25 protein-coding genes and 1 pseudogene are annotated in these 25387 nt (G+C 72.9%); 15 read left to right on the plus strand and 11 right to left on the minus strand.

Annotated elements, in window-relative coordinates; all coding sequences use genetic code 11:
- The first annotated feature begins 199 nt into the window (after positions 1 to 199).
- Both ACIRGB_RS20280 and ACIRGB_RS20285 read left to right on the plus strand, forming a co-directional pair.
- A complete protein-coding gene (locus ACIRGB_RS20280; RefSeq protein WP_403866618.1) occupies positions 200 to 574 on the plus strand; it encodes an STAS domain-containing protein in 375 nt (124 codons plus the stop codon).
- An 84-nt stretch (positions 575 to 658) separates the two neighbouring features.
- Positions 659 to 1501, plus strand: a complete 843-nt coding sequence (locus tag ACIRGB_RS20285) for an alpha/beta fold hydrolase (protein WP_403866621.1) — start codon at positions 659 to 661, stop codon at positions 1499 to 1501.
- A 198-nt stretch (positions 1502 to 1699) separates the two neighbouring features.
- Here the strand turns inward: ACIRGB_RS20285 and ACIRGB_RS20290 are convergent.
- Positions 1700 to 1933 (minus strand): annotated as a pseudogene (locus tag ACIRGB_RS20290) (isochorismatase family protein); the annotation flags it as partial.
- A 202-nt stretch (positions 1934 to 2135) separates the two neighbouring features.
- Between ACIRGB_RS20290 and abc-f the strand changes: the two are divergent.
- A complete protein-coding gene (gene abc-f / locus ACIRGB_RS20295) occupies positions 2136 to 3797 on the plus strand; it encodes a ribosomal protection-like ABC-F family protein (RefSeq protein WP_403866624.1) in 1662 nt (553 codons plus the stop codon).
- A 15-nt stretch (positions 3798 to 3812) separates the two neighbouring features.
- Here the strand turns inward: abc-f and ACIRGB_RS20300 are convergent, their stop codons facing one another.
- Positions 3813 to 4571: a YqjF family protein gene (locus ACIRGB_RS20300; RefSeq protein ID WP_403866627.1), complete on the minus strand. Its 759-nt coding sequence runs from the start codon at positions 4569 to 4571 to the stop codon at positions 3813 to 3815.
- 118 nt (positions 4572 to 4689) lie between these two features.
- On the opposite strand from ACIRGB_RS20300, the gene ACIRGB_RS20305 reads away from it, so the two are divergent.
- From ACIRGB_RS20305 to ACIRGB_RS20325, 5 genes are all read left to right on the plus strand, one after another.
- Positions 4690 to 5790: a MerR family transcriptional regulator gene (locus tag ACIRGB_RS20305; protein ID WP_403866630.1), complete on the plus strand. Its 1101-nt coding sequence runs from the start codon at positions 4690 to 4692 to the stop codon at positions 5788 to 5790.
- Between the two features lie 439 nt (positions 5791 to 6229).
- Positions 6230 to 7255, plus strand: a complete 1026-nt coding sequence (locus tag ACIRGB_RS20310; RefSeq protein ID WP_403866633.1) for a LacI family DNA-binding transcriptional regulator — start codon at positions 6230 to 6232, stop codon at positions 7253 to 7255.
- A gap of 214 nt (positions 7256 to 7469) precedes the next feature.
- Positions 7470 to 8609, plus strand: a complete 1140-nt coding sequence (locus ACIRGB_RS20315; protein WP_403866636.1) for a cellulose binding domain-containing protein — start codon at positions 7470 to 7472, stop codon at positions 8607 to 8609.
- 148 nt (positions 8610 to 8757) lie between these two features.
- Positions 8758 to 9843, plus strand: a complete 1086-nt coding sequence (locus tag ACIRGB_RS20320) for a lytic polysaccharide monooxygenase (RefSeq protein ID WP_403866638.1) — start codon at positions 8758 to 8760, stop codon at positions 9841 to 9843.
- 123 nt (positions 9844 to 9966) lie between these two features.
- Positions 9967 to 10392, plus strand: a complete 426-nt coding sequence (locus ACIRGB_RS20325; RefSeq protein WP_403866641.1) for a luciferase family protein — start codon at positions 9967 to 9969, stop codon at positions 10390 to 10392.
- Here the strand turns inward: ACIRGB_RS20325 and ACIRGB_RS20330 are convergent.
- Both ACIRGB_RS20330 and ACIRGB_RS20335 read right to left on the minus strand, forming a co-directional pair.
- Entirely contained in the window at positions 10355 to 11956 is a 1602-nt protein-coding gene (locus tag ACIRGB_RS20330; protein ID WP_403866644.1) for an MFS transporter, read from the minus strand. The two genes, ACIRGB_RS20325 and ACIRGB_RS20330, sit on opposite strands and share 38 nt — an antisense overlap.
- Positions 11957 to 12029: 73 nt before the next feature.
- The gene (locus ACIRGB_RS20335) at positions 12030 to 12503 is read right to left on the minus strand and encodes a MarR family winged helix-turn-helix transcriptional regulator (RefSeq protein ID WP_403866647.1); all 474 of its coding nucleotides are present in this window, start codon (positions 12501 to 12503) and stop codon (positions 12030 to 12032) included.
- Positions 12504 to 12628: 125 nt separating this feature from the next.
- Here ACIRGB_RS20335 and ACIRGB_RS20340 point away from each other — a divergent pair, with 125 nt between their 5' ends.
- Positions 12629 to 12997, plus strand: coding sequence for a DUF779 domain-containing protein (locus ACIRGB_RS20340; protein ID WP_403866650.1), 369 nt, complete (start codon positions 12629 to 12631; stop codon positions 12995 to 12997).
- Between the two features lie 23 nt (positions 12998 to 13020).
- Here ACIRGB_RS20340 and ACIRGB_RS20345 read toward each other — a convergent pair whose 3' ends face one another.
- Positions 13021 to 13590 (minus strand): TetR/AcrR family transcriptional regulator, encoded by a 570-nt coding sequence (locus tag ACIRGB_RS20345; protein WP_403866653.1) that lies wholly within the window; start codon positions 13588 to 13590, stop codon positions 13021 to 13023.
- Positions 13591 to 13694: 104 nt separating this feature from the next.
- On the opposite strand from ACIRGB_RS20345, the gene ACIRGB_RS20350 reads away from it, so the two are divergent.
- Positions 13695 to 15170: an MDR family MFS transporter gene (locus ACIRGB_RS20350; protein ID WP_403866656.1), complete on the plus strand. Its 1476-nt coding sequence runs from the start codon at positions 13695 to 13697 to the stop codon at positions 15168 to 15170.
- Positions 15171 to 15235: 65 nt separating this feature from the next.
- On the opposite strand, the gene ACIRGB_RS20355 is transcribed toward ACIRGB_RS20350, so the two are convergent.
- The 6 genes from ACIRGB_RS20355 to ACIRGB_RS20380 all read right to left on the minus strand — a co-directional run bounded on the left by ACIRGB_RS20355 (position 15236) and on the right by ACIRGB_RS20380 (position 20474).
- The gene (locus ACIRGB_RS20355) at positions 15236 to 15430 is read right to left on the minus strand and encodes a hypothetical protein (protein ID WP_030181846.1); all 195 of its coding nucleotides are present in this window, start codon (positions 15428 to 15430) and stop codon (positions 15236 to 15238) included.
- A 115-nt stretch (positions 15431 to 15545) separates the two neighbouring features.
- Positions 15546 to 16409, minus strand: coding sequence for a phosphatidylinositol-specific phospholipase C/glycerophosphodiester phosphodiesterase family protein (locus ACIRGB_RS20360; protein WP_403866659.1), 864 nt, complete (start codon positions 16407 to 16409; stop codon positions 15546 to 15548).
- A 161-nt stretch (positions 16410 to 16570) separates the two neighbouring features.
- Positions 16571 to 17659: an acyl-CoA dehydrogenase family protein gene (locus ACIRGB_RS20365; protein WP_403866662.1), complete on the minus strand. Its 1089-nt coding sequence runs from the start codon at positions 17657 to 17659 to the stop codon at positions 16571 to 16573.
- Positions 17656 to 18837, minus strand: coding sequence for an acyl-CoA dehydrogenase (locus tag ACIRGB_RS20370; RefSeq protein WP_403866665.1), 1182 nt, complete (start codon positions 18835 to 18837; stop codon positions 17656 to 17658). Before ACIRGB_RS20370 ends, ACIRGB_RS20365 begins: the two co-directional genes overlap by 4 nt.
- A complete protein-coding gene (locus ACIRGB_RS20375; RefSeq protein ID WP_403866668.1) occupies positions 18834 to 19814 on the minus strand; it encodes an NADPH:quinone oxidoreductase family protein in 981 nt (326 codons plus the stop codon). Before ACIRGB_RS20375 ends, ACIRGB_RS20370 begins: the two co-directional genes overlap by 4 nt.
- Positions 19815 to 19898: 84 nt before the next feature.
- Positions 19899 to 20474 carry a helix-turn-helix domain-containing protein gene (locus tag ACIRGB_RS20380; RefSeq protein WP_403866671.1) on the minus strand — a complete coding sequence of 192 codons (576 nt, stop codon included), beginning with the start codon at positions 20472 to 20474 and terminating at the stop codon, positions 19899 to 19901.
- Between the two features lie 77 nt (positions 20475 to 20551).
- Here ACIRGB_RS20380 and ACIRGB_RS20385 point away from each other — a divergent pair, with 77 nt between their 5' ends.
- The 5 genes from ACIRGB_RS20385 to ACIRGB_RS20405 all read left to right on the plus strand — a co-directional run bounded on the left by ACIRGB_RS20385 (position 20552) and on the right by ACIRGB_RS20405 (position 25364).
- The gene (locus tag ACIRGB_RS20385) at positions 20552 to 21517 is read left to right on the plus strand and encodes an NAD(P)/FAD-dependent oxidoreductase (protein ID WP_403866673.1); all 966 of its coding nucleotides are present in this window, start codon (positions 20552 to 20554) and stop codon (positions 21515 to 21517) included.
- Positions 21518 to 21624: 107 nt separating this feature from the next.
- Complete coding sequence (locus ACIRGB_RS20390) at positions 21625 to 23163, plus strand: ATP-dependent DNA ligase (RefSeq protein WP_403866676.1); 1539 nt, start codon at positions 21625 to 21627, stop codon at positions 23161 to 23163.
- Positions 23160 to 23621, plus strand: a complete 462-nt coding sequence (locus ACIRGB_RS20395; protein ID WP_403866679.1) for an NUDIX domain-containing protein — start codon at positions 23160 to 23162, stop codon at positions 23619 to 23621. The genes ACIRGB_RS20390 and ACIRGB_RS20395 overlap by 4 nt, the downstream gene beginning before the upstream one ends.
- Before the next feature lie 95 nt (positions 23622 to 23716).
- On the plus strand, positions 23717 to 25102 hold the full coding sequence (locus tag ACIRGB_RS20400; protein WP_403866681.1) for an NADP-dependent succinic semialdehyde dehydrogenase: 1386 nt from the start codon (positions 23717 to 23719) through the stop codon (positions 25100 to 25102).
- Positions 25103 to 25127: 25 nt separating this feature from the next.
- Positions 25128 to 25364: a DUF6213 family protein gene (locus ACIRGB_RS20405; RefSeq protein WP_007388168.1), complete on the plus strand. Its 237-nt coding sequence runs from the start codon at positions 25128 to 25130 to the stop codon at positions 25362 to 25364.
- Positions 25365 to 25387: the final 23 nt, after the last annotated feature.

Below are 25387 nucleotides of genomic sequence, written 5' to 3' on the forward strand. Positions count from 1 at the left end.
CCGCCCCCTTCCCGGTTGCATTCTCACCGCGCGAGCAGCGCACGTGTTCATGGAGGACGAATGCGGCCCATCATTCCGGACTATCTGGCCGAGGCACTGAGGGATGTGGAGGCGGACACGTCCGGAGAACCGGCGGGATACATTCCAGAGCTGGCGGCAGCAAACCCCGAGCGTCTCGGCGCGGCCTACGACGCCGCTGGTGACTGGACGACCCAGGCCGGCATTCCATGTCGTCGGCAGCGGAGCGAACGCGCTCCGGGTCCTGCGACTGCAAGGTGGCATCGGCTTCGCCGGAGCCGAGAAAGTTGTTCAGGAGGCCATGGCCATTTCACCTTCGGAGGTCAGGGTGGCTCTGGACCTGACCAGGGTCCATTCGATCGACGACGTGGCACGGCGCGTGCTGTTGGAGGTCGCACGCCGGCTGACGCTGAGTGGTCACGAGGTCTGCCTCGTCGACCCGGAATGCGTCATGCCGGATCCCGATCCCGGCGATGGCGGCCGAGTCACCGTCGCGGACACCATCGATCCGTCGGCCGGAGACGGAACGGAGAAGCCCCCGGCCCGCGTTCAATAACACGAGTTCTCACCCAGCGAGTTCTCACACAGATACAGATATACGGGCCGCCGTTCGTCTCGTCGGCCGGAGGGGAAAGAAATCATGGGTTACATCACCGTCGGCACGGAGAACAGCACGCCGGTCGAGCTCTACTACGAGGACCACGGTTCCGGGCAGCCGGTCGTCCTGATCCACGGCTATCCGCTGAACGGACACAGCTGGGAACGTCAGACACGCGAACTGCTGGCGCAGGGCTATCGGGTCATCACCTACGACCGCCGCGGCTTCGGCCAGTCGTCGAAGGTGAACTCCGGCTACGACTACGACACCTTCGCCGCCGACCTGGACACGGTCCTGGAGACCCTCGACCTGCGGGACGTCGTCCTGGTCGGCTTCTCGATGGGCACCGGGGAACTCGCCCGGTACGTGAGCCGCCACGGTCATGAGCGTGTCGCCAAGCTCGCCTTCCTCGCCTCGCTCGAGCCGTTTCTCGTCGCCCGCGACGACAACCCCGAGGGGGTGCCGCAGGAGGTCTTCGACGGCATCGCCGCGACCGCGAAGGCGGACCGGTACGCCTGGTACAAGCAGTTCTACGCGGACTTCTACAACCTCGACGAGAACCTCGGCACCCGGATCAGCGAGGAGGCCGTGGCCGCCAGTTGGAACGTCGCGATCCGCAGCGCTCCGGTGGCCGCGTACGCCGTTGTCCCGGCGTGGATCGAGGACTTCCGCGCCGATGTCGAGGCGGTCCGCGCGAGCGGGAAGCCCGCGCTGATCCTGCACGGCACGAAGGACAACATCCTGCCGATCGACGCCACGGGGCGCCGCTTCCACAAGGCTCTGCCCGAGGCCGACTACGTCGAGGTCGAGGGAGCGCCGCACGGCCTGCTCTGGACCCACGCCGACGAGGTGAACACCGCGCTGCGCGACTTCCTCTCGAAGTAGCGCTCGGAGCAGCGGTGGAGTGACCGGCCGGGCCGAGGGGCCCATGCCGCGCCGACCCGACAGGGACATGGCGCCGCATGGGCCCCTCGGCCCGGCCGCTGGAGCGCGTCCGGCCGGACGTGGTGAGAACGAAGGGTGCGCGCGGCCCAGGGACGCGGTGCCGTCAGGCTTCGTCTCCGGTGGGCGTGGCTAGGAGCCGTGGGCCTCCCTCGAGACACCGCCCGACGCGTCGGTGACGGCGAAGACCTCGAACCCCTCCCCCGCCGCCTGTATCGCCGGCATGGCCACGCGGATCTCCGTCCAGAGGCCGGCGATGATCAGCTTCTTGCGTCCCGTCGCCTTGACGGCGTCAACGACCCGCTCGTCCTGCCAGGTGTTGATGAAGGTCCTGTTGATCGGCTTCTGCTCCGGGAACACCTCTTGCAGACCACGAAACTCCCCTTCTGGAACTTCGCGCCCGCGGATCTTCGCAGTGCACCGGCCTCTCGATGCCGCCCAGTCGGGCAGACGCGAGACGGTTCGTCTTGTTACAGTGAGGCCATGGCTTCCCTCTTCTTCTTCGTCTGAGTCCGGGCACGGCCGATGCCGCCGTTTCTGCTGCCCGTAGACCCTTCGTATGCCCGGGGAAAGCCCTATGCGCGACCGCGCCCGTACCACCGTGCCCACCCACGCCCCCACTGCCGTGGCCCAGTTGTCCGTCAAGTCCGTCACCAAGTCGTACGGCGCCCGGACCGTCCTCGACCAGGTCTCCTTCACCGTCCGGCCGGGCGAGAAGGTCGCCGTCATCGGTGAGAACGGTTCCGGCAAGTCCACCTTGCTGCGGCTGCTGGCCGCGGCCGAGACCCCGGACGCCGGGGAGATCACCGTCCGCTTCCCCGGCGGCACCGGCCACCTCGCCCAGACGCTGGACCTCGCCGCGGACTCCACCGTCCAGGACGCCGTCGACCTCGCCCTGTCCGAGCTGCGCGGGATGGAGCGCAGGCTCCGTGCGGCGGAGGAGTCCCTCGCCGACGCCTCGGACGAGGAACTCGCCTCGTACGGCGCGCTGCTGACCGCTTACGAGGAACGCGGTGGATACGCGGCGGACGCCCGTGTGGACGCCGCCCTGCACGGACTCGGGCTGGCCCGGATCACGCGGGAGCGCCCGCTGGGCTCCCTGTCCGGCGGCGAGCAGTCCCGCCTCGCGCTCGCCTGTGTCCTGGCCGCCGACCCCGAACTGCTGCTCCTGGACGAACCGACGAACCACCTCGACGGGACGGCCGTGCGCTGGCTGGAGGAGCGCCTGCGCGCACACCGCGGCACCGTCGTCGCGGTCACCCATGACCGCGGCTTCCTGGAGCGCCTCGCCACCACGATCCTCGAGGTCGACCGGGACGAGCGCACCGTGCACCGGTATGGCGACGGCTGGGCCGGCTACCGCGCCGCGAAGGCCGCCGCCCGGCGCGGAGCGGAGCAGCGGTACGCGGACTGGGTCGAGGAGGTGAACCGCATGGAGGAACTGCTGGAGGCCGCGGGCAGACGCCTCGCCACCACCGGCCGCGACCCGAAGCAGGGCTTCGGCAAGCACCGCCGGTCCAGCGAGGCGAAGCTCGGCGGGCAGGTGCGCACCGTGCGGGAGCGCCTGGCCCAGCTGCGGCGCGACCCGGTGGCGGCGCCGCCGGAACCGCTCCGGTTCACGACACCCCTGTTGCCGGCCGACGGCGCCCCGCCCCGGGGCCCGCTCGCCGAGCTGGACCACGTACGGGTTGGGGAACGGCTGCGTCTGGACGGGCTCCTGGCGATCGAGCCCGGAGCGCGCCTCCTCGTCACGGGCGAGAACGGCGCCGGCAAGACGACGCTGCTCCGCGTCCTCGCCGGTGATCTGCGTCCCGATGCGGGCACCGCGCGCCCCTCCGCCCGGACCGGCTACCTGCCCCAGGAACTGCCCGGGCAGACCACGCGGCTGCCGCTGCTGGCCGCGTTCGCCGCCGGGCGGCCCGGGTTGCCGGACGAGTACGCCGAACAGCTCCTGTCCCTGGGCCTGTTCCGCGAGGAGGATCTGCGGGTGCCGGTCGCGGCGCTGTCCAAGGGGCAGCAGCGGCGGTTGCAGATCGCGACCCTGGTGACCCGGCCCGCGGACCTGCTGGTCCTCGACGAACCGACCAACCACATCGCTCTCGACCTGGTCGAGGACCTCCAGGCGGCGCTCGCGGCGTACCCGGGGGCGGTGGTCGCGGTCTCGCACGACCGGGGTTTTCGCGCGGACTTCGAAGCCGAACGGCTGGAACTGCTCGACGGCCGTGTCGACGTGGCGTAGCCGTCCCGCCTCGGGTCAAGGGCCGGCCGGTACGGCGGTGACCGGCCGGGCGGGGCGGCCGAGGCGGACCGGGACCCCGGGTGAGTAGAGGATGCTGACCGGGTCGGCCGTCGGCGCGGGTATGCCGGCACTCGCGACCAGGTCCTCGTCGCAGGAGAGCAGTTGGGCGCGGTGCAGGGGCCAGCGGGGGTGGTGGTTGGGCAGATAGGCCGCCCCGCCGAAGAACATGTTGTGCATGCCCCAGCGGGCGGTGAGGAAGTGCTCCAGGGGCGTGGGCTCCTGGATGCGCTCACCGGTCCGCAGGGTGATGCGGCTGTGGGCGCCGCGCGGTCCCGGCCAGCGGCGTGAACTGGTGTAGGTCACGGTGTCGCCCGCGGAGCGGACGGTCATGCGGGACCACAGGTAGGGCAGCCGGAAGCCGATCCGCCCCATCAGCACCGGTAGCAGCCGCGAGGCGTCCATCGACCGGAAGACCACGCCGCGCCGCCCGTGCGCGTCCACGCTGTACAGCCGCACGTTGGTCTCCGGGAACGAGCCGAAGTAGGGGACCCCGGGCAGCCGGAACCACCCGACCCGGTGCATGCGGAACGCGACGAGCCCGACGTACGTGAGCCCGTCGTGGGTGTCCGGCACGGTGCCCCGCGGCATCAGCCCCGCCACGGCGGCCGGCTCGACGGCCCAGTGGACGAAGGCGAGGTCGAGCCACTCCTGGGTGAGGAGCGGCAGCCGTATCGGTGCGGGGGCGTCCGGGGTGACGGCGCTGGGCTTGTGCACGGCGCAAGAATGGCAGACGGACGGGCCGTGCCGAACGGCCGGCCGCCACCGCGGGAACCGTCCCGTGATTGACCCTCGACCTGGTCGAGGGATCAGAGTTCGGGACGTGGAGAGCGAGATGCGCAGCATCGGGGAGATGGCCCGCGACAGCGGACTGGGCGTGAGCGCCCTGCGGTTCTACGACCGGGCCGGTGTGCTGGTACCCGCCTGGGTCGATCCGGCCAGTGGCTACCGCTGGTACGCCCCCGAGCAGCTCGACGAGGCCAGGCTGCTGGTCCGGCTGCGGCGGGCCGGCCTGCCGTTGGCGGACATCCGGCTGGTACTGGCCGGCTGGTCCGGAGCCGACACGGACCTGGTGCGCAGGCTTCTCCGGGCGCACCTGCGCCGTCTCGAACTGGGGCTGGCCGAGGCCCGCAGCGAGTTCTCCACGCTCCGAGCGCTACTCGATCACCGGGAGAGCCCCATGACCGCCTGGCCGCGTACCCGCACCGTCCGCCTGTCCCTTCCCTCCTCCGCACTGGCGGCCGCGCTCGACGCGGTCCGGTTCGCCGTCGGCAAGGACCCGGAGCTGCCGATGCTCGGCGGCGTCCTGTTCGACGTCGAGGGCGACGTGCTCCACCTCGTGGCCACCGATCGCTACCGGATGGCCGTAGCGCGCACGGACGCCGCCGGACACGGGGGATCGCGCGAACACGTCGTCGTGCCCGCGCCGCTCATCGACGCGATGCGCGCGCTGCTGGCCGACGACGAGCCCGCCCGCTTCGCCATGGAGGGTGACCGGGTGACCCTGGAGGCAGGCGAGCGTCAGGCGTCCGGGCAGTGCCTGGCCCACGACTTCCCCGACTACCGCCGTCTCGTCCAGTTGCCGGCCGGGCGGCGGGCCGTCGTCGACGTGCCCGCGTTCCGGAAGGCGTTGGAGTCCGGTCCCGTCCGGCCGGCCGAGGAGCGCGAGCCCGGCCGGTCCGCGCGTGACGTGAGCGTGCTGGCGACGGTCGGTGACGGCACGCCGATCGTCTGCGGGGAGGGCGACGAGGGCGCGGACGGGAGCGGGGACAGGGTCGGCGTCGACCGCGGGTTCCTGCTGGACGCGCTCGCCGCCGCGGGCCGGGACCGGCTCGTGCTGGAGTTCGGCGCCGCCCCCACGGCACCGCTGGCGATCCGCCGGCCGGACGACGAGAGCACGTTCTCGCTGCTGATGCCGGTCCGCCTGGACGACTGACGGGGGCCGAGGGCTCCGCGATCCTTCCCCGGCCCGTCCTCCGCGCTCGGTCCGCTGCGCCCACGGCGTGGTCAGGGGGCCTCGCCCCACTCCGAGGCCGCGCCCGTGTCGGCGCGTTCTCGGCACCGCCGGTGAGCTGCTGACCGCGCCGCGCGCCACGGCCGCGCAACGGGCGCGCGGCCCTTTCGGCTGCCTGCTCCCGGCCGGGCGCTTCGCCACGGCAGGGCCCGCGCCGCCGTCTCCGCGGCGGCGGCCGACCGCGCCCTGTACGCCACCGCGCGGGGCGCGAGTCACCCCGGCCCCGCGTCTCGGTGACCTCGCCGTTCCGGCGCTCACCAGGGGACGGACCGCTCCGCCGACCGCACCCTCGGAATCGGCCCGCCGAGCCCGGGCGGCTCACCGTAGTATCGGATGATCTCGTGGGGGAAGGCGGGCCGACATGGGCAGGCAGCGTCCGGGGACGCCGACGCTGGAGGAGGTGGCCGCCCTCGCAGGCGTGGGCCGGGGCACCGTCTCGAGGGTGATCAACAACGCGACCGGCGTGCGGGACTCGACGCGCCGCGCCGTGCAGCGGGCCATCGCCGAGCTGGGGTACGTGCCGAATCTGGCGGCCCGTTCGCTGGCGGGGCACCGTGCCGACGCCGTCGCGCTGGTGATGACGGAGCCGGACTGGCGGCTGTTCGGTGAGCCGTTCTTCACCGAGATCGTCCACGCCGTCGGCGACGCCCTCACCGACACCTCGTTGCAGCTGCTGCTCACCCTGGTCCGCACGGACACCGAGCGGCGGCGTTTCGTGGAGTACGCGCGCGGTGGCCGGGTCGACGGGGTGCTGCTGATGTCCGTGCACGCCGAGGACCCGCTGCCGGACATGCTCGCCAAGGCGGGACTGCCCACCGTGATGCTGGGGCGGCGTTCCGGCGAGGAGAGCGTCACCTACGTCGACGCCGACAACGCGGGCGGTGCGCGCGGCGCGGTCACGCATCTGCTGGACGCCGGGCGCCGCACGATCGGGGCGATCAGCGGACCGCTCGACATGTACGTCGCCCAGTGCCGCCTGCGCGGGTACCGGGAGGCCCTGGAGTCGGCGGGCGTGTCGGCCGGGGCGTCGCTGGTCGTCGAGGGGGTCGACTTCACCGAGGAGAGCGGACAGCGGGCGATGACCGAGCTGCTCGCCCGGCACCCGGACCTGGACGCGGTCTTCGCCGCCTCGGACACGCTGGCCGCCGGGGCGCTCAACGCGCTGCGCGCCGCGGGCCGGCGGGTGCCGCGGGATGTCGCCGTGATCGGCTTCGACGACTTCCACCCGGCCCGTCCCACGGACCCGCCGCTGACGACGGTCCGACAGCCGCTGGAGGAGATCGGCCGCACGATGGTGCGGCTGCTGCGGGAGGAGATGGAGGACCCCGCCGCCGCCTGGCGGCACGTCATCCTCCGCACGGAACTGGTGCTCCGGGATTCCGCCTGAGCGAAGTGGCCGCCGGGAGCGCTCCCGGCGGGACCCGTTTCACCTGCGGCGTCGAAATTCGTTCGACAACTCTGGCGCGCACAGTCTTGTCAGGAACATGAACCGCTTCTACAGTCCCCATCAACCGGTAAGTGGGAGCGCTCCCATCAGTGGGGAGTTGGGAGCGCTCCCGCACCGGCCCCTCTTTCCTTCACCCCCTCCCGGAGAGGCCCCCATGCGAACGCTACGGCCCCAAGCCCGCCCCCCTCGCGGCGTCTTAGGCGCCCTGGGCGCGGCCTTGGCGATCTTCACCCTCGTCGCGTCACTCATGACCGGCGCGGCGCCGGCCCAGGCGGACACCACCCTCTGCGAACCGTTCGGGACGACGACGATCCAGGGACGGTACGTCGTCCAGAACAACCGCTGGGGTTCCAGCGCCACCCAGTGCGTCACCGCCACCGGCACCGGCTTCCGGGTCACGCAGGCCGACGGCTCGGTGCCGACCAACGGGGCACCGAAGTCGTACCCGTCGGTCTTCAACGGCTGTCACTACACGAACTGTTCGCCGGGCACCAACCTCCCGGCCCGGCTCGACACCGTCTCCCGGGCGCCGTCCAGCATCTCGTACGGCTTCGTCGACGGCGCGGTCTACAACGCCTCGTACGACATCTGGCTGGACCCGACGGCCCGGACCGACGGGGTCAACCGGACCGAGATCATGATCTGGTTCAACAGGGTGGGCCCGATCCAGCCCATCGGCTCACCGGTGGGCACGGCCAGCGTCGGCGGACGGACCTGGGAGGTCTGGAGCGGCGGCAACGGCTCCAACGACGTGCTGTCGTTCGTGGCACCGTCGGCGCTCACCGGCTGGAGCTTCGACGTCATGGACTTCGTCCGGGCGACCGTCGCACGCGGACTCGCCGAGAACGACTGGTATCTGACGAGCGTTCAGGCCGGGTTCGAGCCCTGGCAGAACGGCGCCGGACTGGCCGTGAACTCGTTCTCCTCCACCGTCGAGACCGGCGGCACCCCCGGCGGCCCGGACCCGGGTGGCACGGCGGCGTGCGCGGTGTCGTACGGCACGAACGCCTGGCAGGACGGCTTCACCGCGGACGTCACGGTCACCAACACCGGTACGGCTCCCGTCGACGGCTGGCGGCTCGCTTTCACCCTGCCCTCCGGCCAGCGGATCACCAACGCCTGGAACGCGTCCGTGACGCCGTCCACGGGCGCCGTCACGGCGACCGGCGCGAGCCACAACGCCCGCATCGCACCCGGCGGCAGCCTGTCGTTCGGCTTCCAGGGCACCTACGGCGGCGCGTTCGCCGAGCCGGCCGCCTTCCGCCTCAACGACACCGCCTGCGCCACGACGTAACGGCCCCCACCGCCTCCCCCGCCCGTCCGGTCGAAGCGCCCACCCCGGACGGGCGGGGGTTCCATCTCGATCTTGTCATGAACGGATCACCTACAGCGCACGGGCCACAGCTCACAGCTCACCTACGGACCGGAACCAGGAGACCCCTATGGTTCGACGCACCAGATTCCTCACCCTGGCGGCGGTACTGGCCACTCTGCTCGGCTCGCTCGGCGTGACCCTCCTGTTCGGGCAGGGGCGGGCCGAGGCGCACGGCGTGGCGATGATGCCGGGCTCCCGCACCTACCTGTGCCAGCTGGACGCCAAGACCGGCACCGGTGCCCTCGACCCGACCAACCCGGCGTGCCAGGCCGCGCTCGACCAGAGCGGTGCGACGGCCCTGTACAACTGGTTCGCCGTGCTCGACTCCAACGCGGGTGGCCGCGGCGCCGGTTACGTGCCGGACGGCACTTTGTGCAGCGCCGGTGACCGTTCCCCGTACGACTTCTCCGCCTACAACGCCGCCCGCTCGGACTGGCCCCGCACGCACCTGACGTCGGGTGCGACGATCCCGGTGCGGTACAGCAACTGGGCGGCCCACCCGGGTGACTTCCGGGTGTACCTGACCAAGCCGGGCTGGTCGCCCACGTCCGAGCTGGGCTGGGACGACCTGGAGCTGATCCAGACGGTGACCAACCCGCCCCAGCAGGGCTCGGCGGGCACCGACGGGGGCCACTACTCCTGGGATCTCGCGCTGCCCTCGGGCCGCTCGGGTGACGCGCTGATCTTCATGCAGTGGGTGCGTTCGGACAGCCAGGAGAACTTCTTCTCCTGCTCGGACGTCGTCTTCGACGGCGGCAACGGAGAGGTCACCGGCATCCGCGGTTCGGGCAGCACACCGACACCGACCCCGACGGGCCCGACCACTCCGCCGCCCACGCACTCCGGTTCCTGCATGGCCGTGTACTCCGTGGAGAACTCCTGGAGCGGTGGCTTCCAGGGTTCGGTCGAGGTGATGAACCACGGCACCGCGCCGCTCAACGGCTGGGCCGTGCAGTGGAAGCCGGGCAGCGGGACCACGCTCGGCGGGGTGTGGAACGGATCGCTGTCCAAGGGCTCGGACGGTACGGTCACGGTCCGGAACGTGGACCACAACCGCGTCGTACCACCGGACGGGAGCGTGACCTTCGGCTTCACCGCCACCTCGACGGGCCATGACTTCCCGGTCGACTCGATCGGCTGCGTGACGTCCTGACGCACGCCCGACACGCGTCGGGACACGGTCGGCGGGACCCGGCAGGCTCCCGCCGACCTCACATGCCGGTGACGAATCGCTCAACCTCTGGTTGCGAGGCGGTGATCGCGCGACGATAGGGCCATGACTCCGGCCCAGCGCGCCTTCGAGCGGCTGCAAGCCTGGCCCGACCTCTCGGCGGGCCGGGCCAGTTGCGGAACCGGACGGGCACTGTGCTCCGTCCGCGACGAGATCGTCCACTTCCACTCGGACCGGGACGTGGACCTCCACCTCACCCACCGGGCCATCCAGCGCTTCCGGTACGACCTCGGCGGCTCCACCGCCATCCACCTGGTGCCCGGCTCCCGTTGGGTGACCGTGCACCTGGACTGCGACGCGGACGTCGACCTGCTGCTGAGCCTGGTGAGCATCGCGCTCAAGGCCCATCAGTCGCAGCCCCCGGCCGACCGCGCTCCGGGCCCGGCGGGGCCGACGGCTCTCGCGGCGCCCCGGGGGTGCAACTACCGCCGGGTCACGGTGCTTCCGCGCGCCGGGGCCGGGGAGCCCTGAGCCCGGCCGCCGCGAGGGCCGCGCCGAGCACGCAGAGGACGCCCGTGACAACCACGGCCGTGTGGACGCCGTTCATGAACGCCTGCCCGCTGCCCTCCACCACGGCGGCCCGCAGCCCGGCCGGCATGTCGCCGGAGACGGGCGCCACGCCCATCGCCACCGCGTCCTCGGCCTCCTGGAGGCCGCCCGCCACGGCCGGGGGCACGCCCGCGCCGGTCAGCTCACCGGTGAGGGTGCTGCCCACCTCGGCGCTGATCAGGGAGACCAGCACGGACGTGCCGAGCGCGCCGCCGATCTGGAGGGTCGTCGCCTGGAGACCTCCCGCCACACCGCCGTCCCGGACGGGGGCGTTGCCCACGATGGCGTCGGAGGAGGCGGACATCACCATGCCGACGCCGAGACCGAGCGCGATGAACGGCGGCCACATCGTGGCGTAGGAGGAGTCGGTCTGCCAGGTGAGCATGCCGAAGCAGGAGGCCGCCTGGAGCAGCATGCCGAGCGGCATGGTCAGCCGGGGCCCGAAGCGCTGGGTCAGGGCCGCGCCCAGGGGCGAGGCGACCAGCGAGGCGAGGCTGAGCGGGAGCGTCCGCACACCCGCCTCGACCGGCGTGAAGCCGCGCACGTTCTGCAAGTACAGCATGACGAAGAAGATCACGCCGAGCATGACGAAGAAGTTCAGCGCGGTGATGACCGCGCCGATGGTCAGCGCGCGGCTGCGGAACAGGCGCATCGGCAGCAGCGGGTGCTCCACGCGGGTCTCGTACCGGCCGAACACCAGCAGCAGCACCAGGCCGGCGGCGACGGCACCCAGGGTGCCGGCGGAGGTCCAGCCCCAGGACTCGCCCTTGACGACGCCGAAGACGACGGCCAGGAGGCCGAGGGCGAGCAGGACCAGGCCGGGTATGTCGAAGCGCTCGCGGCCCCCGGCGTTGCGGCTCTCCGGGAGGACGAGGGCGCCGAAGAGGATGGCGAGGACCCCGATGGGGGCGTTGACGTAGAAGACCGACTCCCAGTCGACGTGCTCCACGAGGAGCCCGCCGACGATGGGCCCGAGGGCCGTGGCGACGGCGGAGACCATGGCCCAGATGCCGACGGCCATGCCGAACTTCTTGGGCGGGAAGACGGCGCGGAGCAGTCCGAGGGTGTTGGGCACCAGCAGTCCGCCGAAGGCGCCTTGGAGGGCGCGGAAGGCGACGACTCCCTCGATCGAACCGGACAGGCCGATGGCGACGGAGGCGAGGGTGAAGCCGGCGACGCCCACCAGGTAGTAGGTGCGGCGGCCGAAGCGGTCGCCGAGCTTGCCGCCGAGGATGAGGGTGGCGGCGAGGGCGAGCAGGTAGGCGTTGGTCACCCACTGGAGCTGGGCGGTGGACGCGTGCAGGTCGCTGCCGATCTCGGGGTTGGCGATGGCGACGACGGACCCGTCGAGCTGGACCATGAACAGGCCGAACGCGACGGCGAGCAGGGTCAGCCACGGGTTGGACCGCAGGCGGCCGGCCGCCCGTGGGACGGGGGCGTTCTCGGCCGCGGGCAGGGCGGAGTGATCCACGGACGTGGAGGGCATGGCGAAGTCTTCGCTTCCGGATTCAGGGGTGGTGCGGGAAGGGAACGGCGCGCCGAGAGGGCGGGCACGTGGGTCAGCGGACGCCGGGGTGGAGGTGCCGCGTCAACGCTTCGAGGGCTCCCAGGGCGGAGCCGAGCGCGCCCCGCTGGCCCTCGGTGAGGGAGGTCAGGGCGTGGCGGATGAACGCGGTCTCCAGTTCCCGCACCTCGGACACCCGCGCACGGGCCGTGGCCGTGAGGTGGAGGTGGGCGACCCGCTTGTCGGCGCTGTCCCGCCGGCGCTCCAGGTCGCCCTGCTCGGTGAGCTGGGAGACCAGGGCGCTGACGTTGTTCGGCTTCATCAGCAGGGCCTCGGCGGCCTCGCGCACCGTGGCGCCCTCGTGCTGCGCGACGTACCGCAGCAGGGCGAGCTGCCCCTCGGGGGGCTTGGGGTGCGGGTACCGGGCGGTGACCTGTCGGTCCAGCGCCCTGTGCAGCGCGGGGAGGCACGCCGCGAGCCCGGAGGCCACGTGGTCGGTGTCCCGGCGAAGGGGGCTGGAGTCGGTCACCCGCGAACAATAGATATGACCAGATAGGTATGTCAAAAGAGATACCCGGGATGGCGACCCGCGGGGGCCCGTCCCCCGGACCCGCGCAACGCGCTCGCAACCTTCGCCGTGGTGGCATGCGTGGCATGGGCGACACATACGAGGAGACCCCGCGCGTCGAGCTGACCCCCGAGGCGTCCGTACTGCTGCGGCGACTCCGCGAGGCGCACGGCCCGCTGATGTTCCACCAGTCCGGCGGCTGCTGCGACGGCAGCGCCCCCATGTGCTACCCGGCCGGCGAGTTCCGTACCGGCGCGTCGGACGTGCTGCTCGGCGAACTGGCCGTCGACGGCGTGGCGGAGCCGGTGGAGTTCTGGATGTCGCGGAGCCAGTACGAGGCATGGAGCCACACCCGCCTGATCGTGGACGTCGTCCCGGGGCGTGGCAGCGGCTTCTCGCTGGAGGCACCCGAGGGGGTGCGCTTCCTCATCCGCTCCCGGCTCGTGGACGCCTAGGCAGGCCCCTCCCGCCTCGGCCGTCAGCTGACCAGGGGCAGGAAGACCGTGTCGACGATCTCCTCGACGACGTCGTCGGGGACCGGCGCGAGGGTCACCAGGATTTCCTGGCGCAGCAGGTCGAAGGGGAGCGATCGGACGCGCTCGGTGAGCCGTTCCGGCCGGGCCTCGCCGCGGGCGACGGCCCGGTCGTAGACCTCGGCGAGCGCGTCCGCGGACTTCCCGCGCGCCGCGTCGAGCAGGTCGCCGGGGTTGGTGCCGGTCTCCTGGTAGTACCCGGCCAGGTGCGCGTACATCAGGATGACCAGCCGGGCGTTGGCGGTGCCGATCTCCCGCATGAGAGCGAGGACGTCCCCCCGCAGACTGCCCGTGTCGGGGGTGTCGACGCGCGCCTCCTCCAGGGCGTGGGTGACGGCCGCCCGGGCCAGCTCGTCGCGGTGCGACCAGCGGCGGTACAGCACCGGCGGGCTGGTGCCCGCGCGCTTGACGACGGCATCCATGGTGAACCTGGCGTAGCCGCGCTCGGCCAGTTCCTCCCAGGCCGCGTCCAGGAGCGCCTTCTCCAGTGCCGCTCCGCGGCGCCGCTGAGCCATCCACGCCTCCTCGGCCGATAGGGAAAGAGTTGCCTTTCTTATCCTAGCGGTCCTACTCTGGCAAGCGTAAGAAAGGTTGCTCTATCTTAAGGAGGTGGGGGCTTGTGACCACCCCCCACGGGACCGCGCCCGCGGCAGCGGATGCCGATCGCATCGATCCCGCCGTGTGGCGCATCGGGGCCACCCTCGTCGTGGGCGCGCTCGCCGTCGTCTTCGACACCACCGTCGTCAGCGTCGCGCTGGGTGACCTGGCGAAGGCGTTCGACGCCCCGCTGGCCACCGTCCAGTGGGTGAGCACCGGCTACCTGCTGGCGGTGTTCGTGACCATCCCGCTCGCCGTGTGGGCCCAGTCGCGCTTCGGCGGCCGGCGGCTGTGGATCGCGGCGCTGGGCGGATTCCTGCTCGGCTCGGTCCTGAGCGCGCTGGCGTGGAACGCCGTGAGCCTGATCGCCTTCCGCGTCGTGCAGGGCCTGGCGGGCGGCGTCATGATGCCGCTCATGGCCACGCTGCTCATGCAGGCGGCCAAGGGCCGCCACCCGGGCAAGGTCATGGCGATCATCACGGTGCCCACCGCGCTCGGCCCGATCCTGGGCCCGGTGCTGGGCGGCCTCATCCTACATCTGGCCGACTGGCGCTGGATGTTCTTCGTCAACATCCCCCTCTGCGTCGCCGGCGGGTGGCTGGCCCTGCGGAACCTCCCCGACGACCGGCCGGAGCCCGGCGGCCCCCCGGTCCGCCTGGACGTCGTCGGCCTGCTCCTGCTCTGCCCGGGCGTCACCGCCCTGGTCTACGGCCTGTCCCGGGTCGAGGGCAGCGCGGGCTTCACCGGCGCCGAGGTCCTGGTGCCGCTGCTCAGCGGTCTCGCCCTCGTCGGCGGCTTCGCCGTCCGGTCACTGACCCGCCCCGGCGGTGCCCTGGTCGATCTGCGGCTGTTCCGCCACCGCGCGGTGGCCTCGTCCGGCACCCTGCTCTTCCTGGGCGGTATCGCCCTGTACGGGCCGATGATGCTGCTGCCCCTGTACTTCCAGCAGGTGCGCGGCGAGGACGCCCTCGGCGCCGGGCTCCTGCTCATCCCCCAGGGGGCCGGGGCGCTCCTCGCGCGCGGCCTGGCGGGCCGGTACCTGGACCGCGTCGGTCCCCGCCCGGTCGCCGTGACCGCCTTCGCCTTCGTCGCCGTGGCCACGGTGCCGTTCGCCTTCGTCACCGCCGACACCGGCAAACTCCTGCTCATGGCGGCGCTGTTCGTGCGCGGCGTCGCGCTCGGTGCCGCCATGATCGCGCCGATGGGCGCCGCCTATGTCGGGCTGCGGCACCAGGAGATCCCCGACGCCGGTGTCATCACCCGCATCGCCCAGCAGGTCGGCGGCTCGGTGGGGATCGCCGTACTCGCCGTCGTGTTGCAGCACGCCTCCCTCGGCGCCCGCGGACCGAGCGCCCTGGCCGACGCGTTCGACCGGGCCTTCTGGTGGTCGGTGGTCCTCACCGCCCTCGCCGTCCCGCTCTGTCTGCTGCTGCCCGGCCGGCCGGGCCCCCGGCCCTCCCCCGAGGAGGCGCGGACCGGCACGGCGGTCGACGCCTGACCGGCGCCGCGGTCCGCCTCGGTGGCAGCCTAGTCAACTCTCTTACGGTCTGAGGCTGCTCACTCCTAGGGTCTGAGGCTGCTCACGATGTCCGCCGTCGCGGTCAGTCCGCTGTTGATGGTCGGGGCGATGCTCGTGCTCGCCAGGTAGAAGCCGAGCAGCAGGCACACCAGGGCGTGCGAGACCTTCAGTCCGCCGTTGCGCAGGAAGAGCACCGCCAGGATGGACAGCAAGAGCACCACAGAGATGGAAACGGCCATCGTCAACCTCCTCCGCCACGTCCACTTCGCGGCGTTCGGCCGTAAGTGTGGCGTAGCGGAGGGTTCGTCCGGGCGGCTGACCTGTCCTCCGAACGAGTGGAGTTGTGGCGCCGGCCTACGCGTCCCGGTGGGCGTCGAGGAAGGCCTCGAGGCCCGCGAGGTCGTCGGTGTTGAGATGGTCGACCCCGGCGGCGAGCAGTTCGGCCCAGACGGCGTCCCGCGCGGGCCCCGCCACGTCGGGCGTGGCCCAGAAGCGCACCCGCTGCCCGCGGGCGTGGGCCGCGCCCACGATGTCCCGCAGTCTGCGCCGCTCGGCCGCCGGGAAGGCGCCCACGCCCTGCCAGGTGAAGTTGAGCGTCCAGTTGTCGCTGATCAGCGGGACGAACGAGGCCGGTGCGGTGGTGCCGAGGTCGGTGAGGCGCCCGTCGTAGAAGGCCCGGCGGGTGCGCTGGGCCGCCATGGGCGCGCGGGCGGCCCGGTCGCCGGAGACCACCGCGGTGACCGCGCCCGGGAACACCCGTCCGTGGGCGTAGGAGGTGAACAGGTGCGGGTAGCGGCGCAGTCGGCGGTCGAGTTCGAGGTATGTCGCCTCGCCCTCGGTCTTGATGTCGATCAGGAGTTGCAGGGCGCCGCGGTCCCGCCGGTAGACCCGGCCGTGGTGCGCGCGGACGCGGGCGGCGAGCGGGTCGAGGTAGAGCGACTCCAGGGTGCGGGACGGGTCCAGGTCCTCGGGGTCGTGGGCGACCAGGAGCCGGCCGTCGACCAGGTAGATGTCGGCCTCGACGCTGCCGAAGCGGTGGTCGAGGGCGTCCAGGAGGGGCCGGGGGTGCTCGTAGTCGTTGTGGGCGTGCGCGCGCCACAGCGGGCGCGGTCCGTGCCTGCCTTCGGACGCCAGCGCGGTGCCGGCGGGCAGGGCGACCGCGCCCGCGAGGGCGGCGCCGAGGGTGGTGAGGGCTCTGCGTCGGGTGGTGAGGGCCATGCTCTGCCTCCCTGGAGGTGCCGTGCGGGACCCCAGTGAGTATGGGGTCCCGTGGCCCTCAGGGAGCAGAGCCGTGCGGGGAGTTGGCCGGACCGCCGCCGGTCGTTCACTTCACCGGCGCGGTCCCGGACCGGACGCACCCGCCTGCGCGGGCGGGTGGGTCAGGGTGCCCGCAGGTCGACCAGTTCGGCCAGCGCCGCGCGGTGGGTGCCCGCCGCGCCGTAGGCGATCGAGTCGGCCTTGGCCCGCTTGAGGTAGAGGTGGACCGGGTGTTCCCACGTCATGCCGATGCCGCCGTGCAGTTGCAGTGCCTCCTCGGCGGCGTGGACCGCGACCTGGGCCGCGTACGCCTGGGCCACGGCGACGGCCACCTCGCTGTCCGTACCGGTCGCCAGGGCGTCGGCCGCGTTGCGGGCGGCGGCGCGCAGGCCGGCCACCTCCAGCCACAGTCGGGCGAGCCGGTGCTTGAGCGCCTGGAAGCCGCCGACCTGGCGGTTGAACTGCTTGCGTTCCTTGAGGTAGCGGACCGTCTCGGTCAGCAGCCAGTCGGCGAGGCCCAGTTGTTCGGAGGCGAGCAGTCCGGCACCGGTCCGCAGGGCCCGGCGCACGGCGGGCTCCGCGTCACCGAGGCGACGCGCCGGGGCGCCGTCGAGGGTCACGCGCGCCAGCGGCCGGGTGGAATCGAGCGAGACCTGTGGGGTCACCGTCGTGTCGGCGGCACGGACCGCGTACAGGCCCCCGTTGTCGCCGGGCACCAGCAGCACGTCGGCGACGGAGGCGTCCGCGATGCCGGTCAGCTCACCGTGCAGCGCCCCGTTCTCCAGCCGCACGCCCGGGACGGCGCCGCCCGCCGCGACGTGCAGCCCGACGGCCAGTACCGCGACGGTCGTGGCGGACGCCAGCTCGCCGAGCAGGTCGTCGGCCCCGCAGGCCAGCAGCGCCTCGGTGGCGACGACGGCGCTCGTCAGATAGGGCACCGGTGCGACCGCGCGGCCCAACTCCTCCAGGACGACGGCCGCTTCCCGGTGCGTGGCGCCCTGGCCGCCCCGTTCCTCCGGGATCAGCAGGCCCGCGAGGCCCATCGAGCCGGCGAGGGACTTCCACAGCGGCACGTCGTGCGGGGCGGCCGTCTCGGTGCGGGTGATGACGCCCGCCGGGTCGCAGTGGTCGGTGAGCAGGTCCCGGACGGCGGCGCGCAGCGCCTCTTCCTCCTCCGAGTGGAGCAGGGCGGGTTCCGGCTGTGCGCTCATCGGGCGAGGTCCTTCCATGCGACGTCCTTGTCGGTGCGCGGCTCGGCGGGCAGGCCCAGGACGCGCTCGGCGACGATGTTCAGCAGGACCTCGCTGGTCCCGCCCTCAATGCTGTTGCCCTTGGACCGCAGGTAGCGGTATCCGGCGTCGCGGCCGGTGAAGTCGACCAGTTCGGGGCGGCGCATGGTCCAGTCGTCGTAGAGCAGGCCCTCCTCGCCGAGGAGTTCGACCTCCAGGCCGCTGATCTCCTGGTTGAGCCGGGCGAAGTTCAGCTTCATGCCGGCGCCCTCGGGGCCGGGCTGGCCGGCCGCCAGTTGCTGGCGCAGGCGGACACCGGTGAGGCGGGCGACCTCGGCCTCGACCCACAGGCCGAGAAGCCGCTGGTGCAGGTCGTGGGTGCGCAGTTCGGGACGCTCCCGCCAGGTCGCGGCGATCTTGCCGATCATGCCGCCCTCGCGGGGGATCGGCGTGCCGCCGATGGCGACGCGTTCGTTGTTCAGCGTGGTCTGCGCGACCCGCCAGCCGTCGCCGATCTCGCCGAGGCGGCGGGAGTCGGGAATGCGGACGTCGGTGAGGAACACCTCGTTGAACTCGGCCTCGCCGGTGATCTGGCGCAGCGGCCGCACCTCGACACCGGGGTCGGTCATGTCGCACACGAAGTAGGTGATGCCCCGGTGCTTGGGCACGTCCGGGTCGGTGCGGGCGATGAGGATGGCCCAGCGGGCGAGGTGGGCGCTGGAGGTCCACACCTTCTGGCCGTTCACGACCCAGTCCTCGCCGTCCCGGACGGCGCGCGTGCCGAGGGCGGCCAGGTCGGACCCGGCGCCCGGCTCGCTGAAGAGCTGGCACCAGACCTCCTCGCCGGTCCACAGCGGGCGCAGCAGCCGGCGCTTCTGCTCGTCGGTGCCGTACTGGAGGATGGTCGGGGCGGCCATGCCGAGGCCGATGCCGATGCGCCGGGGGTCGTTGTCGGGGGCGCCCGCGGCCGCCAACTCGGCGTCCACGACGGCCTGGAGGGCGCGCGGGGCGCCGAGGCCGCCGAGCCCCTGCGGGTAGTGCACCCAGGCGAGTCCGGCGTCGAAGCGGGCCCGGAGGAAGTCCAGGCGGTCCGTGCCGGCCGGTGGGTGCGCGGCGAGCAACTCGCGGGTACGGTGGCGCAGTTCCGCTGCGTCGGTCATGCGGCGGCTCCCTTGTCCAGGTTCTCCGGTACGACGGCCAGGCGGCCGGTCGTCCTGCCGTCGGCGACGCGCTGCACGGCGTCGGCGGCGTCGGCGAGCGGCACCCGCTCGCTCACCAGCGGCTTGATCGCGCCCCGCGCGGCCAGGCCGGTGAGCTGTTCGTGGCAGTGCCGGACCAGCTCGGGGTTCTTGGTGTTGTACAGGCCCCAGTGCAGGCCGAGGATCGCGTAGTTCTTCACCAGCGCGTGGTTCAGCGCGGGGCTGGGGATCGTGCCGCTCGCGAAGCCGACGACGACGATCCGGCCCTCGAAGGCGACGACCTTGGCGGACTGGGCGTACGCCTGCCCGCCGACGGGGTCGTAGATCACGTCGGCGCCCCGGCCGCCGGTGGCCTCCTTCACGGCGGCGACGACGTCCTCGGTGTGCCGGTCGACGACCGCGTCGCAGCCCAGCTCGCGGGCGACGGCCGCCTTCTCCGGCCCGCCGACGACGCCGATGACGGTGGCACCGGCCGCCTTGCCGAGCTGTACGGCGGCGCTCCCGACCCCGCCCGCGGCGGCGTGGACCAGCAGGGTCTCGCCTGCTTCCAGCCGGGCCCGGCGGTGCAGGCCGAACCAGCCGGTCTGGTACCCGATGTGCAGGGCGGCGGCCTCGGCGTCGTCGAGGGCGTCCGGCGCGGGCAGCAGGGCCCGCGCGTCCGCGAGGGCGTACTCGGCGAAGCCGCCGTGCGGCAGTGCCGGGTTGGCGATGACGCGGCGCCCGTCCTCGGTCTCGCCGCAGATCTCCACGCCCGGCGTGAACGGCAGCGGCGGCCGGACCTGGTACTGGCCCCGGCACAGCAGGGCGTCCGGGAAGTTGATGTTCGCGGCGCGGACCCGCAGCAGGACCTGGCCCTCGCCCGGCGTCGGCGGCGGCACGTCCGCGAGGCGCATCACCTCGCCCGGCTCGCCGTTCTCGTGCACCTGCCATGCCTGCATGCGGGGCCTCCACCGACTGCGTCGTCCGACCGGGTCCCTCGCATACTAAGCGGTCGCTTGCCGATCAGGGAACAGGTTGCGGCGTCACGTCCGCGCGGGCCGCGCCCGTACGTGCATCCGCTCGCCCTGCGCCCCGAAGAGGCTGAGGAACTCGGCCGGCCCCTCCCCCGTCGACCCGAACCAGTGCGGCACCCGGGTGTCGAACTCGGCGGCCTCCCCCGCCGCCAGCACCACGTCGTGCTCGCCCAGCACGAGCCGCAGCCGGCCGGAGAGGACGTAGAGCCACTCGTACCCCTCGTGGCTGCGCGGGTCCGGCTCCTCGCTGCGCCTGGGCTCCAGCACCTTGAACGCCTGGAGGCCGCCCGCCTGGCGGGTCAGCGGCCAGTAGGTGCGGCCGTGCCGCACGATGGGCTTGGCGCGCACCCGGGGGTCGCCGACCTGCGGGGCGCCGACCAGCTCGTCCAGCGGCACCCGGTGGGCCTGGGCGATCGGGAGCAGCAGTTCGAGGCTCGGCTTGCGCAGGCCCGACTCCAGCCGCGACAGGGTGCTCACCGAGATGCCGGTCGACTCGGACAGCGCCGCCAGGGTCACCTCACGCTCCTTGCGCACCTGGCGGAGCCGCGGCCCGACACCGGCGAGGACATCGTCTGCGGTCGTCATGGGTTTATTGCAGTTCCGGCAAACTTGTTTGTCAATACCGCGCCGTCCGAGCGACCTTCTACGTGGAGGTGGTCACCATGACCCAGAACAAGGACGTCACCCGGAACAGGGACCTGACCGGCACGTACGACGTGGTGGTGGTCGGCGGCGGCGCGGCCGGGCTGTCCGCCGCGCTGGTCCTGGGCCGCTCGCGGCTGCGCACGCTGGTGGTCGACGCCGGGGAGCCGCGCAACGCGCCCTCGGACCACATGCAGGGCTATCTGACCCGGGACGGCATGTCCCCCGCCGAGTTCCTGGCGCTCGGCCGGGAGGAGATCGCGCGCTACGGAGTGGAGCTGGTCCGCGACCGCGCCGTGGACGTGTCCCGGGACGAGGACTTCGCGGTGCGGCTGGCCGGCGGGGAGACCGTGCGCGCCCGGCGGCTGATCGTCACCACCGGGCTCAGGGACGAGCTGCCGGACGTGCCCGGGGTCGCCGAGCGGTACGGCCGGGACGTGCTGCACTGCCCGTTCTGCCACGGCTGGGAGGTGCGGGACGAACGCTTCGGCGTCCTGGCCACCAGCCCGCTCAGCGTGCACCAGGCGCTGATGGTGTCGGGCTGGTCGGACGACGTGACGCTCTTCCTGCACACGGTCGCCGAGCCGGAGCTGTCCGACGACGACCTGCGGCGGCTCGCCGCGGCCGGGGTCAAGGTGGTGCCCGGCAAGGTCGCCGCCCTGCGGGTCGAGGACGACCGGCTCACCGGGGTACGGCTGGCGGACGGCACGGCGCACGACCGCACGGTGGTGTTCGTCGCCCCGAAGGCGGTCCCGCAGACCGGCCTGATGGAGCGGCTGGGGGCGGAGATGCAGGAGACGCCGTTCGGCGCCTACCCCGTGGTGGACCCGACCGGCCGCACCAGCGTGCCGGGCGTGTGGACCGCCGGCAACGCGATGGGCTTCGCCGAGCAGGTTGTTCACGCGGCGAGCGGCGGCTACCGCGCGGCGGCGGCGGTCGTCGGCGACCTGATCATGTCGGACCTGGACGCGGCCGTCGCCGGGTGAGGACACCCCGGAGCACCCGGACCGGGCGCGCGCCGGTACGCGGCGCCCGCGGGAACGCGCGGGCGCGGCGGGGTGTGCGCCGGCCCGCTCCGGTGCACCATGACTGCATGCTGCTTGCCCGGTTGGCCCAGGTGTCCCGGGAGGTCGCCGCCACGTCGGCGCGGTCCCGGAAGACCGTCCTGCTCGCGGAGCTGTTCCGCGAGGCGGAGGCGGCGGACGTGCCGGTCGTCATCCCGTACCTGGCGGGACGGCTCCCGCAGGGCCGGATCGGCGTCGGCTGGAAGGTGCTGAGCCGCCCGGTCCCGCCGGCCGACGCGCCGAGCCTGACGGTGCGGGACGTGGACGCCCGGCTCACCCGGCTCGGCGCGGTCTCCGGCGCCGGGTCGCAGGCCGAGCGGGCCCGGCTGGTCGGCGAGCTGATGGGCGCGGCCACCGAGGACGAGCAGCGCTTCTTGACCGGGCTGCTCACCGGTGAGGTCCGCCAGGGCGCCCTGGACGCGGCCGCCGTCGAGGGCCTGGCCGCGGCGACGGACGCTCCCCCGGCGGACGTACGGCGCGCGGTGATGCTCGCGGGGTCGCTCCAGACGGTGGCCGAGGCCCTGCTGGCCGACGGGCCCGGCGCCCTGGACCGGTTCCGGCTCACCGTCGGACGGCCCGTGCTGCCGATGCTGGCGCACAGCGCGTCCTCGGTCGCCGAGGCGGTCGGCAAGCTGGGCGCCGCGGCCGTGGAGGAGAAGCTGGACGGCATCCGCGTCCAGGTGCACCGGGACGGCGGCACCGTACGGCTCTACACCCGCACCCTGGACGACATCACCGACCGGCTCCCCGAGATCACCGAGGCGGCCCTGGCGCTGCCCGGCGAGCGGTTCGTCCTGGACGGCGAGGCCATCTCCCTCGACGCGAGCGGGCGCCCCCGCTCCTTCCAGGAGACCGCGGGGCGGGTGGGTTCCCGTACCGACGTGGCCACGGCGGCGCGGGCGGTCCCCGTCTCGGTGGTGTTCTTCGACGCGCTGTCCGTGGACGGCCGCGACCTGCTCGACCTGCCGCTGACCGAACGGCACGCGGAGCTGGCCCGGCTGGTCCCCGAACCGCTGCGGGTACGGCGCACGCTGGTGCACGGACCCGAGGAGACCGAGGCCGCGGAGGAGTTCCTCGCCGAGACCCTGGAGCGCGGGCACGAGGGCGTCGTGGTCAAGGGGCTCGACGCCGCCTACAGCGCGGGACGGCGCGGCGCGTCCTGGCTGAAGGTCAAGCCCGTCCACACGCTCGACCTGGTGGTGCTGGCCGCCGAGTGGGGCCACGGCCGCCGCACCGGCAGGCTCTCCAACCTGCACCTGGGCGCCCGCACCGCCGACGGCTCCTTCGCGATGCTCGGCAAGACCTTCAAGGGCATGACCGACGCGCTGCTGGCCTGGCAGACCGAGCGCCTGAAGGAACTGGCCGTCGAGGAGCACGGCTGGGGAGTGACCGTACGCCCCGAACTCGTCGTCGAGATCGCCTACGACGGCCTCCAGCGCTCTACCCGTTACCCGGCCGGCGTCACCCTGCGCTTCGCCCGCGTGGTCCGCTACCGCGAGGACAAGCGCCCCGAGGACGCGGACACCGTGGACACCCTGCTCGCCGCCCACCCCGGGGTGGCCCCGTGAGGCGCAGCGCCGGGCTGCTGCTGCACCGGCGCGGACCGGGCGGGGAGCTTCAGGTGCTCCTCGGCCACATGGGCGGCCCGTTCTACACCCGCCGGGACGCCGGGGCGTGGACCGTCCCCAAGGGTGAGTACGACCCGGCGGAACCCGCGTGGGAGGCGGCCCGGCGCGAGTTCCAGGAGGAGCTGGGGCTGCCCCCGCCCGGGGGCGAGGCGGTCCCGCTCGGCGAGGTGCGGCAGGCGGGCGGGAAGGTCGTCACGGTCTGGGCCGTGGCGGCCGACCTCGATCCGGCCGCGGTCGTCCCCGGCACCTTCCGCATGGAGTGGCCGCCCAGGTCGGGGCGGACCGAGGAGTTCCCCGAGCTGGACCGGGTGGCGTGGTTCACGCTGGACCGGGCCCGCGAGGTGATCGTGAAGGCGCAGTCCGCGTTTCTCGACCGGCTGGCTGAGCACTCGCACTGACAAGACGCCAAGAGGAACGACGCGACCCATCCGCGTTGCGGTGCCCCGCGCCGCGCGCCAAGGTCGAAGCACGCATGCACCCAGGGAGGTCGGCCATGCCCATCGCGACGGTGAACCCGGCGAACGGCGAGACGCTCAGGACGTACGAGGCCATGGGCGAGGAGGAGATCGAGCGCCGGATCGAACTCGCGGAGGCCACCTTCCGCACCTACCGGACCACGGGGTTCTACGAGCGGGCCGGGCTGATGCGCCGGGCCGCCGACCTCCTGGAGGCGGACCAGAAGGAGATCGGCAAGGTCATCACCACCGAGATGGGCAAGCCGGTCAAGCAGGCCCGCGCGGAGGCGGCCAAGTGCGCCAAGACGATGCGCTGGTACGCCGACCACGCCGCCGAGCTGCTGGCCGACGAGGAGCCCGCCGAGGCCGACGTGAAGGACTCCGGCGCCTCCCGGGCCCTGGTCCGCTACCGGCCGCTCGGCCCGGTGCTCGCGGTGATGCCGTGGAACTTCCCGCTCTGGCAGGTGATCAGGTTCGCGGCGCCCGCGCTGATGGCGGGCAACGTCGGGCTGCTCAAGCACGCCTCGAACGTGCCGCAGACCGCCCTGTACCTGGAGGACCTGTTCCACCGGGCGGGCTTCCCCGAGGGCTGCTTCCAGACCCTGCTCATCGGTTCCGCCCAGGTCGACGACATCCTGCGCGACGAGCGGGTGCGGGCCGCCACCCTCACCGGCAGCGAGCCCGCGGGCCGCGCGGTGGCCTCCACCGCCGGGGAGATGATCAAGAAGACGGTGCTCGAGCTGGGCGGCAGCGACCCGTTCGTCGTCATGCCGTCCGCCGACGTCGAGCGGGCCGCCGAGGTGGCGGTGACCGCGCGCACCCAGAACGCCGGGCAGTCGTGCATCGCCGCCAAGCGGTTCATCGTGCACACGGACGTGTACGACGCCTTCGCCGAGCGCTTCACCGAGGGCATGAAGGCGCTGAAGGTCGGCGACCCCATGGAGGAGGAGACCGAGGTCGGCCCCCTCTCCAGCGAGCAGGGCCGCGACGACCTGGTGGAGCTGGTCGACGACGCGGTGCGCGGCGGCGCCACGGTGCTGTGCGGCGGCGAACGCCCGGACGGTCCCGGCTGGTACTACCCGCCGACCGTCCTCGCGGACGTCACCCGCGAGATGCGCATCCACCGCGAGGAGGCGTTCGGACCGGTCGCCACGCTCTACCGGGCGGCCGACCTGGACGAGGCGGTGCTGATCGCCAACGACACGGACTTCGGACTCAGTTCGAACGTGTGGACGCGCGACGACGCGGACGTGGACCGTTTCGTCCGGGATCTGGAGGCGGGCGGTGTGTACGTCAACGGGATGACGGCGTCCCACCCGGCGTTCCCGTTCGGCGGGGTCAAGCGGTCGGGCTACGGGCGTGAGCTGTCCGGGCATGGAATCCGCGAGTTCTGCAACATCACCACCGTATGGCACGGAGCGTGAGCCTTCCGCGACTACGATCCCCTTTGTGAACCGCGAAGTGACCCTGCCCCTGATCGTCGACGACCGCGGCACGCTCCAGGTCGCCGCGTCCGACGTGAGCAAGCTGCTGCGCACGGTCGGCGGACGGTGGCTGCGGCTGGTGGAGACCGGCGAGGAGAGCCTGGACGAGGACACCGTCGCGGCCCTCACCATCGAGCTGGCCAAGCTGGCCGACCGGATCGACGTGGCGTGCATCGCCCACAGCAGCGGCCGCTCCTCCTGACGACGCCGCTCCCCGCCGCCGAC

Origin of the sequence: Streptomyces sp. NPDC102490 (genome assembly GCF_044765285.1) — a bacterium.
Classification (GTDB): domain Bacteria; phylum Actinomycetota; class Actinomycetes; order Streptomycetales; family Streptomycetaceae; genus Streptomyces.